Source organism: Rhizobium sp. Leaf371, from assembly GCF_001424045.1.
Taxonomy (GTDB): domain Bacteria; phylum Pseudomonadota; class Alphaproteobacteria; order Rhizobiales; family Rhizobiaceae; genus Ferranicluibacter.
This window is the reverse complement of sequence record NZ_LMQB01000007.1, coordinates 1-13595: the sequence shown is the minus strand read 5'-3', so window position 1 is coordinate 13595 and position 13595 is coordinate 1. Positions and strand designations below refer to the sequence as shown.

Below are 13595 nucleotides of genomic sequence, written 5' to 3'. Positions count from 1 at the left end.
ACTTTGGACCGCCGGGAACTAGAGTTTTCCGGCTCTGATCACGATGGCTGGCTGGTTGCGCCACCGGGATTATGCAGGTCAATCGGGACGTTATATCCGATCGCCGAGTGAGGACGTTCCTCGTTGTCGTATCGACGCCAAGTCTCCAACTTTTCGCGCGAATCCGCAAGTGTCAGAAACCAATGAGCGTTCAGGCACTCCGCCCGGAGCTTGCTGTTGAACGCCTCGATGAAGCCGTTATCTGTCGGCTTGCCAGGCCGTGAGAAGTCCAGGGTGACGTTGTTGGCATAGGCCCACAGGTCGAGATCGCGGGAGATGAACTCGCTGCCGTTGTCCACCCTGATCGTCTTGGGATAGCCGGTCTTCCGGCGGATGCCTTCCAGTATCTGGACGACATCCTTGCCCCGGTAAGTGAAGCGGGCGTCGGCGGCCGGGCAGTAGCGCGAGTGCGTGTCGACCACGGTCAGGATACGCAGCTTCTTGCCGGTCGCGAGCTGATCCTGAACGAAGTCCATCGCCCAGACGTCGTTCGGCCCGACAGCCTCCTTGCGATCATCTCTGAGCTTTGCCTTCACCCGGCGCTTCGGATGTTTGTTGCGCAGCTGAAGCCCTAACTCGCTGTAATCCTGCGTGTCTTCTTCATGTTGATCTTCCATCCATCGCGGCGCAAGTGAACATGGACACGCCGGTAGCCATACCGCACGCGTGTCTCACAAATCTCCTTGATGCGTCGTTCGAGTGGGGCCTGTCCGGTGCGGCGGGACTTGTAGTGGTATGTCGAGGTGTCGAACCTCAGGACCTTGCAGGCCCGTCGGATTGATATGCCCCAGTCCACCAGCATCCCGTCGATCAGCTTGCGCTGCCGGGCAGGCCTCAGAGCTTTCGGCGGATGACGTCCTGCAGCATCTCGCGGTCCAGTGTCAGATCGGCGACGATCTTCTTCAGTCTGGAATTCTCATCCTTCAGAGCCTTCAATCGACGCATCTCGTCGGGCAGCAGACCTGCATACTTCTTGCGCCAATTGAAATACGTCGCCTGGCTGATCCCCGCCTTCCGGCAGATCTCGGCCACCGGCACGCCGTCGTCGCCCTGCTTCAAGATAAACGCCTTCTGGGCGTCCGAAAACTTCGATGCCTTCATGCTTCCGCTCCTTTTCCCAGCCAGAAAATTACCGCGGAAAACTCCAATTATGAACGGTCCAGTTTATGGGGATCAGAGCATTTCGGCCCGTCGATCACCAGCGGCGCGACCATTGCAGTGATGCGCAAGCCCGCGACCAGCGTGGTGGCTGTGAGAAAGCCCAAGCCGCGGGTCTTGCGCTCCGATCTCGCTGCCGTCAGGTGATGAGGTCGAAGTCCGCCACTGTCAGGGTGAGGCCCTTGTCGAGCAGCGCAAACTGGATGGCCGCACCCATGCCCGAGCCATCGGCATCGTAAAAGAGCTTGCCGCTCGCCTTGTCCCAGATCACCCGGTCGCTGGCATCATGCGCCGCAGTGCCGATGTAGAAGGCATCGACGGAAAGGTCACCGACCTTGCCGATCTGGGTGAAGATATCGTCGTCGAGCCAGATCGTGTCGTCCTTGGCCGAAAAATCGTCTATCCTGTCGATATTGCCCGTGCCAAGCTTGGTGTTGAAGATAAATGTATCCTTGCCTGCGCCGCCAATCAGCACATCCATTCCCAGCCCGCCAAAAAGCCGGTCATTGCCGGCGCTACCATCCAGCGTGTTGTTGCCTGCATTGCCGGTGATCGTGTTGGCAAGGCTGTTGCCGGTGCCGTTGATGGCGGAGGTGCCGGTCAAGGTGAGGTTCTCGATCGTGGCATAGGCTGCAAGCGAGCGCGAGACCGTCGAGGTGATCGTGTCGGTGCCAGCCGAATCCGAGATGCTGTCGCTGTCGGCGCCGAGCACATAGGTATCATTGCCGGCCCCGCCGATCAGCGCGTCCGTGCCGGTGCCACCATCCAGCATGTTGTTGCCTGCATTGCCGGTGATCGTGTTGGCAAGGCTGTTGCCGGTGCCGTTGATGGCGGAGGTGCCGGTCAAGGTGAGGTTCTCGATCGTGGCATAGGCTGCAAGCGAGCGCGAGACTGTCGAGGTGATCGTGTCGGTNGTGTCGGTGCCAGCCGAATCCGAGATGCTGTCGCTGTCGGCGCCGAGCACATAGGTATCATTGCCGGCCCCGCCGATCAGCGCGTCCGTGCCGGTGCCACCATCCAGCATGTTGTTGCCTGCATTGCCGGTGATCGTGTTGGCAAGGCTGTTACCGGTGCCGTTGATGGCGGAGGTGCCGGTCAAGGTGAGGTTCTCGATCGTGGCATAGGCTGCAAGCGAGCGCGAGACTGTCGAGGTGATCGTGTCGGTGCCAGCCGAATCCGAGATGCTGTCGCTGTCGGCGCCGAGCACATAGGTATCATTGCCGGCCCCGCCGATCAGCGCGTCNTGTCGAGGTGATCGTGTCGGTGCCAGCCGAATCCGAGAYGCTGTCGCTGTCGGCGCCGAGCACATAGGTATCATTGCCGGCCCCGCCGATCAGCGCGTCCGTGCCGGTGCCGCCATCCAGCGTGTTTTTGCCGGAGTTTCCGGTGATCGTGTTGGCAAGGGCGTTGCCGGTGCCGTTGATSGCGGCGGTGCCGGTGAGGGTCAGGTTCTCGATCGTGGCATAGGCTGCAAGCGAGCGCGAGACCGTCGAGGTGATCGTGTCTATGCCAGCCGAATCCGAGATGCTGTCGCTGTCGGCGCCRAGCACATAGGTATCATTGCCGGCCCCGCCGATCAGCGCATCCGTGCCGGCGCCGCCATCCAGCGTGTTGTTGCCGGAGTTTCCGGTGATCGTGTTGGCAAGGGCGTTGCCGGTGCCGTTGATGGCGGCAGTGCCGGTGAGGGTCAGGTTCTCGATCGTSGCRTAGSCTGCAAGCGAGCGCGAGMCCGTCGAGGTGATCGTGTCGGTGCCGGAGGAGTCCGAGACGCTGTCGCTGTCGGCGCCGAGCACATAGGTATCATTGCCGGCCCCGCCGATCAGCGCATCAGTGCCGGCGCCGCCATCCAGCATGTTGTTGCCTGCATTGCCGGTGATCGTGTTGGCAATGGCGTTGCCGGTGCCGTTGATGGCGGCGGTGCCGGTCAAGGTGAGGTTCTCGATCGTGGCATAGGCTGCAAGCGAGCGCGAGACCGTCGAGGTGATCGTGTCGGTGCCAGCCGAATCCGAGACGCTGTCGCTGTCGGCGCCAAGCACATAGGTATCATTGCCGGCGCCGCCGATCAGCGCATCCGTGCCGGTGCCACCATCCAGCGTGTTATTGCCGGCATTGCCGGTGATCGTATTGGCGAGGCTGTTGCCGGTGCCGTTGATGTTGTCCGTACCGGTCAGGGTGAGGTTTTCGAGGTTACTGTCAAGCCCGAAGCTGACCGACGATTTGATGAGATCGGTGCCTTTATCAGCATCTTCGTACACATCGTCGTTGGTGGCATTTACGATATAAGTGTCATCACCGTCGCCACCTTGTTGAAAATCGTCGCCGACGCCGCCATCCAGCGTGTCATCGCCAGCGCCACCGTAAAGGTAATCAACACCCTCGCCGCCATTCAGCCTGTCGTTATCATCTAGGCCGTAAAGAAAATCGTCGCCGCCATCGCCATTCAGGGTGTCGTTGCCATCGTAACCGAAAAGAAAATCGTTGCCGTCGTTGCCATCAAGCGTGTCGTCGCCGGCAGCGGCATAAATGGTATTGTTCCCCGAATTTCCCGTGATGACATTGTCGAGATTATTGCCGTCGCCACTGATGTCGTCCGTACCGGTCAAGGTGAGGTTTTCGACATTGCTGTCAAGCCCGAAGCTGACAGAGGCCTCGATCGTATCGGTGCCTTCGGCAGCATTTTCCGTCACTGTGTCGTTGGCGTCATCAACAATATAGGTATCGTCGCCCGCCCCACCCGACATCGCGTCAGCACCCGTGCCGCCATCCAGCGTGTTGTTGCCGGAATTGCCGGTTAGGATATTCGCAAGGCCGTTGCCGGTGGCATTGATGGCGGAAGTACCAGTGAGGGTGAGGTCTTCGAGATTGCTGCCAAGCGAGAAACTGATCGACGATTTGACAAGGTCGGTGCCTACTTCAGCATATTCGGCTATAGTGTTAGCGCTGTTATCGACGATGTAGGTGTCATTACCGAGGCCGCCATACATGTTGCCGCCGCCTGCGCCGTCAATCAGCGTGTCGTCGCCCTCGCCACCATAAAGATGGTCGTCGCCACCACCGCCATTCAGCGTGTCAGCCCCGTTGCCACCGACAAGGACATCATTCCCGTCACCGCCATTCAGGGTGTCGTTGCCATCCTCACCGTAAAGAGCGTCTTCGCCTTCGTTGCCATCAAGCGTGTCATCGCCGGCACTGGCTAAGATGTAATTACTCCCCGAATTTCCTGACATGACGTTGTCGAGATCGTTGCCCAAGCCGATGATGTCGTCCGTACCGGTCAGGGTGAGGTTTTCGACATTGGTGCCGAGCGTGAAACGGACAGAGGATTCGACCGTGTCGGTGCCTTCGTCGGCATTTTCGGTCACCGTGTCGCTGATGTCATCGACGATATAGGTTTCGTCGCCCGCGCCGCCAAGCAGGGAGTCCGCACCCGCGCCGCCGTCCAGCGTATTGTTGCCGGCGTTGCCGGTGATGGTATTGTCAAGGCTGTTGCCGGTGCCGTCGATGTCGGACGTGCCGGTGAGGATGAGGTTCTCGACATTGTCCGTCAAGGTGTAACCTAAAGAGGCACTGACCGTGTCCAAGCCGTCATCCGCATTCTCCGTTACCGTGTCGCCGGCATTGTCTACGATGTAGGTGTCGTCACCTGCACCGCCGACCATTAAGTCTATACCCGCACCGCCATCCAGCGTGTCGTTACCGTCCACCATGTCGGTGCCGTCATCACCGTAGAGGACGTCATAGCCGTCACCACCGCTAATCGTGTCATCACCGTACCCGCCGAAGAGAGTGTTATTTCCAGAATTGCCGGTGATGGTATTGTTGAGGCTGTTGCCTATGCCGAAGAGGCTGGCCGTACCGGTCAGTGTGAGGTTTTCGAAATTGTCCTGCAGGCTGTAGTTAACCGAGGCCGTGACCACCGTGTCGGTGCCTGCATCCGCGTATTCCGCGATTACGTCGCTGGCATTGTCGACGGTGTAGGTGTCGTCACCCGTACCGCCGTACATTTGGTCCGCACCCGCGCCGCCATCCAGCGTGTCGTCACCCGCGCCGCCATCCAGCGTGTCGTTGCCTTCGCCACCGCTGATCGTGTCGTTACCGCCGTAACCGGAGAGGACGTTAGCTCCCGAATTGCCCGTGATCGTGTTGTCGAGGTCGTTGCCGAAGGCGTTGATGCCCGCCGTGCCGGTGAGGGTGAGGTTCTCGACATTTTCCGACAGGGTGTAGCCGACCGACGCCCTGACCGTGTCGAGGCCCTCATCCGCAATTTCCGTTATCATGTCGCCGGTATCGTCGACGATATAGGTGTCGTCTCCCGCACCTCCGGACATTTGGTCCACACCCGCGCCGCCATCCAGCATGTCGTTGCCTGCGTCGCCGGAGATGGTGTCGTTTCCGCCAAGCCCGTAGATGATTTCAGCATCGCCAGAGCCGTTGATGACATCCGCATTCTCGGTGCCGAAGATTTCGGACAGTGCGGAAAGCTGTTCTATCGGGGAACCGGACATGCTTGCTTCCTAATCTCTACAAAAACGACAATGACGACGGTGACCGCTGCTGACGTTGCCGTCCCCTGAGCTTGTGTTTTGCTACCAGAGGTGGTTCAAGCATGCTTGACTTTTTCTGGGGAGATTTCGGCCGGGAAGGGCAAGGTGGCCAGGTCCTTGTGTGTCGCGAGGGCTGCGAAGGCGTGGTCGATGATCGACAGCTTGACGGCCTGGGCCTCGTCATATTCGCGGCGGAAGGTCCGCGACACCCAGAGCCCGGAGCGTCCGCGGCGGCCGTCCCATCCCATCGAGCCGAGGTCTTCGGCCTGTTTCAGCTTGCGGGATAGATGCGTGCGGGAAAGGCCGAACATTGCGGCCATGTCGGTTATATCAACGGTGCCGACGGGAACGCGTTCGGCTTCGGCCGGCATGTCCGGCATGGCGGCGATCAGCCAGTCCATCACCGCACCGCCATTATCGAGCCAGGTAAACAGTGAGAATGTGCCGGCCGGTACGCGCACTGCGCGGCTTGCCAGCAGGCCCTTCGCAATGGCGGGCTGGATATGGGCAATCATATCGGGACTGCGCAGGTAGATGTTCAGCCGTTCGCCCCCGGCCATCGCGTCGAGAGTGGCGAAATGGATTTGCAGCCAGCCTGAAATCGCATCGAGCGCAACAGGCGCGATGATCAGGCGCTGCCGTCGGCGGTCAGCGGGGTCTGCAGTCTGCTGCACGAAACTGTAGCGGATCAGTTCGTTGATACAGGCCTCTGCCGTGTTGCGGCTGGCGACACCGCTGCCATGCACTGCATCCAGCGCCTGCGTCTTCCCGAAACCGGGAGGCCTGCCGGCCGCAATCAGGTTGAAATGCATGGCGAGGACGATATGCGACATCAGCCAGCGCTGTTGCGTGGCAAACAGTGCCGAGAGGCGCGGTTGTTGCGCAAACATGGAAAGCAGTCTCTGCGACTGAACACGAATCAGCGCATGCAGACCACCCGTGTCCAGAATGTCGCGTGGTGTTAGCGCCAACAGTGCCCTGCCTTGCCGAAGCGACTGCCGTATCGAAAGGTTCGTGAATAGCATCTAGGCGTGAAGATCACTGGCGGCAATATGTACATAATAGTGCAGGCGCCTATACTGCGCAGTCACGTGGATCATATTACTTTCCGATGGATCGCACAGATATGCTTTCATTGCAAGCTATAGATAAGCAATAGATAAATTATCACGGAGACACAGGTTATGGTAGTCTTTGCGCAGTGGGCGTTCATTAGCGCTGGCCGACAATCCCGTTTCGCCTGGCCGGTGAATTGAAACGTCATTGACTTCCCCTTTGACGAGAAAAGGCGCGGCACGCTTCAATATTTCCTGTTCTTGCCGAAGGATTTCGTTGCCAGCGTAACCGTTTAAGCTCGGCCGCCATGTCTTCGGTAGCGGATCCTGCCGGCGCATCAATCGCTCTATCACGACTACAACCGATCCAACCCACCAGCGTCGTTAGGTCGACGCCCAGGTCCCGTACGATCTCGCGCTGGGTCCTGCCGCTCGCCTGCGCCAAGCCCACCGCCTCGGTCTCAAATTCCTCGTTAGAATTCTTCTGCTTAGTCGTCCTCAAGATTCCGACATTTGCTCCCGAGGGTCTGCAAACGGCGTTGTCACGTAAACCGGCTTGCAGTTGCTTGCATTTCGGGTTGGGCATAGATTTCGGCGATGCAAACACCCGATATCAGTTTCAAGCGTCACCGTTTTCCGCCGCGGATAGTCGTTCACGCAGTTTGGCTAAACCTGCGGTTTAACCTGAGCCTGCGTGAAGTTGAGGAAATGCTTCTTGAGCGCGGTGTCGACGTTTCCTATGAGACGGTCCGCCGTTGGATTGCCAAGTTCGGACCCCAGATCGCCCACAACTTGAGGCGACGAAAGGCGCGCCCTGGCGATATTTGGTATCTGGACGAGGTCGTTGTGAAATGCGCTGGAGAAAAGTTCTGGCTCTGGCGCGCAGTGGATCAGTATGGCACCGTTCGATGAAATCTTGCAGAAGCGACGCGATAAAAGGGCGGCAAGGCGATTGCTGGTGGCATTGATGAAGCGCTATGGCTTTGTTCCAAAGCGGATCATAACCGATAAACTGCGCTCCTACGGCGCGGCAAAGGCGGACGTGGCACCCAGCCTCGACCATTGGTCCCAGAAGGGTCTCAACAATAGGGCTGAGAATAGCCACCTGCCGTTTCGGAAGCGAGAACGTATCAAGCAAGGCCACCGGTCACCGGGAGCATTGCAACGGTTCGTCTCTATGCATTCCGCTACCCGCAATTGCTTTTCAGTTCCATCCCGTCGCCGCGCAGCACAAACAATCCGCTACCATCGGCTCGAAGCGTTCGATGCATGGAAAGCTGCAGCATGCATCGCCTAAAAATTCTGGAGCCGCGGCTGTCCTTCTCGGCTTGGCAAACTTAATGTGAAAACCCCCTTTGCGTGTCCCGGCTATCCGCGGCAGTTTCCTATCACGCCGCCATTGCCAGAGCTGGGTCTCGATAATCTTCCTGCTTCGTCAGAATGGCCGATATTGTTCGAGCCATCTTGTTCGCCAGTGCGATCGCCACCAGCATGCGCGGCTTCTTCGCGAGCATCCGCGAAAGCCACGAGCCCTGTACGGGTGGTTTTCGACCCGCCCAACTCAGGCGCGCCATTGCCCCGATGATTAGGAGCCTGCGGATGTCGGCCTGACCAGCCTTCGACACCCGGCCAAGCCTTTCTTTTCATGAGCCAAGCAGCCAACCGCCACCGCGGTCGATATATGCGTCGCGGCGGCGGACCTCGTCGGGTATCGCGAGGGTGAAAGCAGTTAGGATCTCGTCGATGTTGTGGCCGATGAGATCCGCGAAACGCTTCATTCCGGTTCGGTCCATTCTATGAAGTTGCTCGACCAGCCTTCGTGATATGCCTGCCGTCAGGCCTACCGTCAGGCGTCGCTGCGCGCCGGGCGCGTCAATGCCGAATGCTTGGAGGAAGAGGAAGAAGTCCTCCTCCGTTATTTCCGCGAGCTTCGTTGCTTCGCCGATCGCATAGGGCAGGAGATCCGTCAGGTTCGGATCGAGCCGCGTCGGCATCAGGTCGTATCTTGGTGCAACGCGGACGCCACCAGTGGGTTCGTAGAGGAGGGCGAAATTCTTGGCGTGGGCATCGACATTGCCGATCATCAGGTCGAACAAGGTCGCCGAGATGAACCGTCGCTTCTCAGCCGTGGGCTCGTTCGTTGCACCGAGCACGCGATTGATGGCGGCGGCATCGAACCTGCGGTCCTCTGTACCGTTTCGCTCGTATTTCAGGGACGGTGGCAGGCCTAGCGCCTGCGCGAAGTCTTCTTGATGGATGCGAACAACCCGATCGTTGCCATCGAGGGCCCGATCGAAGCGACGAATTATGAGGGCATTGACGCCCTCGAACTCCCGGACGATCGCTTCGGCGGTCTCAAATCCGAGCTCCGCAGATAGCCGCAAAGCCTCCAGTTCAAGTTGCGGATCGCTCGGGTGTCCCTGGTCTGGAACCTTTACGATGTGTGTGGTCGGCGCGCCGGTTCCTGGCAATGGCTCTGCGAACGATCCGTCCGGCAGGATCGTCAATGCGATCTTGCTCTGGACGCCGGCAAGCGGCGAGGGATCTTCGGTCTCGTCCGGCAGGCGCTGGCGCCGGTATAGGGAATGGACAATCCTCGTCATCCGGGCTTCGTCCAGCCGACGGTAATCGGTCTGGAAATTTCCCGGCACCTTGGCCGCGGGCGCTCCCAGCGGCAACACCGAGATCGATCCCGGGCAGTCCCGTCCAAGATGGAAAAGCAGCCCCGCGACATCGCTTCTTGCCAGTCCTTCGCGATCCATGACCCGTTGGAGCGGGCCATCGCGCTCCTGCAGGAGATTGTCGAAGAACGGCCGCGCATTCGGGTCGACAAAGGTGGCGTCGGTGAGCGGAAGCGATAGCGAAAGTGGAATGGCGTTGGGATTGTCCAGGTATTGCGATCGGTAGGCGAATGCCAGTGCGCCCTCTTCATCGCGAACTAGGTTGCCGATCGGGTCATCGAAGCCATCCAGGCGGACATCGAGCGCGATTATGTCCATCAGCGCTGCCGTCCCTGGAGCGAAATGCCGGCGCCAAGGGCGACCTTCAGCGCCTTGCCGAATTCGACCGTCGGCTTGCCGTTCTCGAGTTCCGAGACGAAGCGCCGGCCAACCCCCGTCAAGTCAGCGAATTCCTGCTGTGTCAGACCCTTCTCCTCGCGAGCTTTCTTTACCAGTCGACCGAGGTCCGCAGTCGTGTGTATGTCCTGTGCTATGTGGGTCGCGGCAATCGACGAGGATTGCAGGACCGTTGCGGTGGGGTGGGGGAATTCTCCGTATTTCGATGGTGCGATGTGCTTGCTGTCGATGACGGCCGACATCGGCAGTGACCCGGAGTTGAAAGCTCCCTTGATGCGCATCGACATGGATGGAATGGAAACAGTTGGCCCCTCCTTGTTCGAAGGCTCTTTTTCCGTAATTGCCTCGCGCAGTCCCTGCCCGCTCGGAGATCGGGCCAAGAGCCTTGCGAGTGTCGCGGCGTCTTTTTGGGGGCGTTTGCTGGGTTGGTTGCTCAATTTTTTGCTCCTGTACGGGAGCATATAGCAATCTTGGTGTCGCTTCAATACCGCGTGCTCCCGAACGGGAGCGATATGATATTGTCATGATACCGAACGGGAGCTTGAGGCCGAAAGACGAAGAGGCGAAAAGGAAATGCTCCCGTTCGGGAGCGGGATTTCCAATGAATAAGATCTGTCTGGGATAATCGTTCACGCAGCCTTGTAAATATATGTCTGCAATCTACGCGCATAGGAGGTTTTTGAGCGACTTGCGAAATGCACTGTCAGAACCCCAATATGGGCTGCTCCTTTGTGCTGCTGCAAGTTCTCGGCTTTGTCGGGCAAAGCTACGCAGAGTGAGCGGCCGCTGCACTCTCTGGGTGCGTTTGTCGAAACAGAATGTCCTGGAGCCGATCCGCGAAATCGTGCCTACGAGATACATCGATTGAGGCGATGGTGACTATGGCATCGCCTCCGTTTATTCCGTGATGGCTCAAGGCTCGTTCGTCACCGTCAAGGCCTGCATGGTGAGGATACACGCGCATATCCCACAAGACGTAGGGGAGGCGCGGTTTTGTTCATGACTTATGTTCAGTGCAAGAGCTTGTTTTGACAAGCATTCAATTCCTGAGCATAACCCTTGAATTATGATTTTGGTTTTAGTCGGCCTTGGTTGCGTTCGACGTTTCTTGCGACTTCCTTGTCCGTTAAAAAGGGTTTTCTGGTTTCAGCTTCCGGAAATAGCAGTAGTTGTCCATTAACGGCTCGGTCCAAGATTGAATGGGCGAAATTAATAGCCACCATCATGTATCTTTTCTCAGATTCTGTTTCCACACCTGCTCCGCGATCATGTTCTATCATTCGAATAAAAGAGACCGGCGATGTATGTGTATGTTGAGAAAAAAACCTATAATGAAATCTGAAAACGTCTTTGTCTTCTCCCATCTTCTCGATAAATTCATCTTGGGTAAAAGGTGTTTTGTGCCCTTTTAGCGCTTCTCTGCGTGCCTTTTCATCCAGTTTACTGAGGTAAGTATTGGCATCAAACCGCGCTTTTAGATCGTTGACCACAGCTTCTCAAGGTTCGGATTCTGGAAAAAGGCGGCCTCGCGACCCATTGTCGTGACAATACAATAATATAAAGCGCGCTTGCCGTTCTTGATCATCAATTATATCTTCACACAGCCAGAAAAACCATAAATATACTTCAAACAAGTTTCTTGATATGGACGCAACAGAGCTGAAATCCCAGTGCTGCTTGGGTTTACAATCAGGCAGCATCTTCTCAAGAGTTTTTGCTATGACTACAATTCGTGTGAAAAGCATAGATGCGTAGGCAAGACGATTACCATCAACATATATACCTCCGCTACCACGAGATATCTTCATAGCTTTGCTTAGAATTTCTCTATATAGACTTCGTGTAATTAAGTATCTTTCGGTCAACTGCCGTGGACTTAGTAAATTAAAATCTTCGGTGTCCATCTGATCCCCGTTTTTTATTATAATTAACAGTCAAACTTAATTCACGAATTATGCAACATCCGGAATGCTGAATTTTTTAATATTTTGATAACTAATTTTAACTGCATTTCATGTGCTAGGAAATAGGTTCTCTGTCGGAATGGCACAATGAATGTCATGGGCGCGTCACGCTCATAATTCGTGATTTTTGAACACGTTGGGCTATGGAAGCTGCGGCTGACAATCGCCCCTGAATTCGCCAAAACGACCGTCGCTTCCGTCAAGCGCTTCCGCCACAAAGCAATAATTCTAACTAAATTCTTGGAGACCAATGTATTATCATTGATTTAGCTAGTTTTTTCCAATTATATATACTGAATTAATCCGAATAATACCAAAGAAATTTCTACAGTCGAGCTACAGTATTATTTGCGCGGTCCCGTCCTTGATGGCGAGTTTTGATCCGAAAGAAATGGATTGCTCCTGAAACCGCTTCAAGATCCTATCTGCATCGGCGCCTTGGGCGAGATGCGGCATGAGTCGTTCTTCCAACATGGTGTGCTGCCCGCTGGAACTTGCGCCGATGACGACAGGATGGAAATCTATAGCGGTAAGCTCTCCGGCTTCATTGAAGGCGCATAACCCGATGACGCTCTCCCAGATCTCCGCTGCCGTCCACTGCGACTTCTCAGATTTTACATGAAATATGAAGTTGCCAAGGCTGTAGAAGATCGGTCGGTTTCGATAGATCTCCACCGGCTGGAGAACGGGGGCGCCGTGGCTGACGAACATCGCTGCGCCCGCAGCGATGCAGGCTTTCGCGACATCCCCAACCCAGCTCGACACCTCATACCAGTCTGAAGCCCAATGGTGGTGATGAAGGTAGGCGATGACGAGGTAGCCGTCCTTGGCTGCACTGCGGATCTCCGACAAATGTCTGGTTAGACTGGCCTGATCGATCTTGATACGTCTTCCGAAATGCTCCGCGCGCCTGAAGATTGCCCGAGAAATGCAAATTTCGCTCTCGGCATCGACAGGGGGCGATCGTCCGGCTGGCTGTCATTGCCGAGGTCCATGTCGGTGTAGCCGATGCGGTCGCGGATCAGGCGAAGGTATTCGAATGCCTCGGCATCGACGTCAACGACCTTCGTCAGGTGTAACCGGTTCACGCCTGGACGCTCCGGTCGCTCACCTGCGGCGTCCCCGGCATACATGAAGTCTGGACCGGGTCCAGCATCCATGGCCACCAGCGCAACCTTTCGGCCGTTGAACGACCCCGTGCCTGCCCGAGCGGCCATGGTCTGGTTGCGCCCGATGCCGGCATGCAGGAACCCGCGCTTCTCCACCTCTTCCAGCGTTGAAAGGATCCCCGAGGGCCCAAGGTCGAAAGCGTGATTGTTCGATAGCGAGAGACCGTGGAAACCGAGGTCCTTCAAACTGTCGAGAACGATAGGCTGACTGCAGCCGAAGAAGGACCCCTTCAGCGGCCATCCCCCATGCTGCCCATCGATCGTGCTCTCGAAGTTCGTGAAGGCAAAATCGGCCTTCTCAAGAAAATCCCGTACACTCTGGAATGCCAGGTCATCGGTGTTGCGAATGTCGTGCTTGATCAAGGACTGGCCAGTCACGGCAATCGTGAATGTCTTTGTCATGGGAATGCTCCTGCGCTCCGAAAGGTGCTCAGCTGACTGTGGAAAACGAGGGGGTAGAAGGCGCTGTTGAAATACGCTGCCCTCAGATTGTTGATTTCCACTGAGAGCTGACCCGGCATTTCCACCGAGAAGTGACCCGCCTTAGGTATCGTTTGTGTTGGTCGTAGTGGTCAAGTTCCTGCGTTTC

Annotated in this window: 5 protein-coding genes and 4 pseudogenes; 1 reads left to right on the top strand and 8 read right to left on the bottom strand. The window is 57.0% G+C overall.

The window, feature by feature from the left end; all coding sequences use genetic code 11:
* Positions 1–38: 38 nt before the first annotated feature.
* From ASG39_RS07555 to ASG39_RS07535, 3 genes and pseudogenes are all read right to left on the bottom strand, one after another.
* Positions 39–1140, bottom strand: a pseudogene (locus ASG39_RS07555) (IS3 family transposase).
* A 1301-nt stretch (positions 1141–2441) separates the two neighbouring features.
* Positions 2442–5702, bottom strand: a 3261-nt coding sequence (locus tag ASG39_RS07540; protein WP_277995957.1) for a calcium-binding protein, incomplete at its 3' end; no start/stop codon positions are given.
* Between the two features lie 95 nt (positions 5703–5797).
* A complete protein-coding gene (locus ASG39_RS07535) occupies positions 5798–6631 on the bottom strand; it encodes a hypothetical protein (protein ID WP_062594426.1) in 834 nt (277 codons plus the stop codon).
* A 762-nt stretch (positions 6632–7393) separates the two neighbouring features.
* On the opposite strand from ASG39_RS07535, the pseudogene ASG39_RS07530 reads away from it, so the two are divergent.
* Positions 7394–8093 (top strand): annotated as a pseudogene (locus tag ASG39_RS07530) (IS6 family transposase).
* Positions 8094–8184: 91 nt separating this feature from the next.
* On the opposite strand, the pseudogene ASG39_RS07525 reads toward ASG39_RS07530, so the two are convergent.
* From ASG39_RS07525 to ASG39_RS07510, 5 genes and pseudogenes are all read right to left on the bottom strand, one after another.
* A pseudogene (locus ASG39_RS07525) lies at positions 8185–8430 on the bottom strand (IS110 family transposase); the annotation flags it as partial.
* Between the two features lie 9 nt (positions 8431–8439).
* Positions 8440–9795 (bottom strand): HipA domain-containing protein, encoded by a 1356-nt coding sequence (locus tag ASG39_RS07520; protein ID WP_062594425.1) that lies wholly within the window; start codon positions 9793–9795, stop codon positions 8440–8442.
* Positions 9795–10310, bottom strand: coding sequence for a helix-turn-helix transcriptional regulator (locus tag ASG39_RS24460; protein WP_244481163.1), 516 nt, complete (start codon positions 10308–10310; stop codon positions 9795–9797). Before ASG39_RS24460 ends, ASG39_RS07520 begins: the two co-directional genes overlap by 1 nt.
* Before the next feature lie 627 nt (positions 10311–10937).
* Complete coding sequence (locus ASG39_RS24770) at positions 10938–11363, bottom strand: DUF5677 domain-containing protein (RefSeq protein WP_156468065.1); 426 nt, start codon at positions 11361–11363, stop codon at positions 10938–10940.
* Positions 11364–12173: 810 nt separating this feature from the next.
* A pseudogene (locus ASG39_RS07510) lies at positions 12174–13408 on the bottom strand (CapA family protein).
* Positions 13409–13595: the final 187 nt, after the last annotated feature.

Bases quoted from the DNA above. Each gene is read 5' to 3' on its own strand.
- ASG39_RS07535 (WP_062594426.1), bottom strand. From the start codon at position 6,631: ATGTTTGCGCAACAACCGCGCCTCTCGGCACTGTTTGCCACGCAACAG.
- ASG39_RS07520 (WP_062594425.1), bottom strand. From the start codon at position 9,795: ATGGACATAATCGCGCTCGATGTCCGCCTGGATGGCTTCGATGACCCG.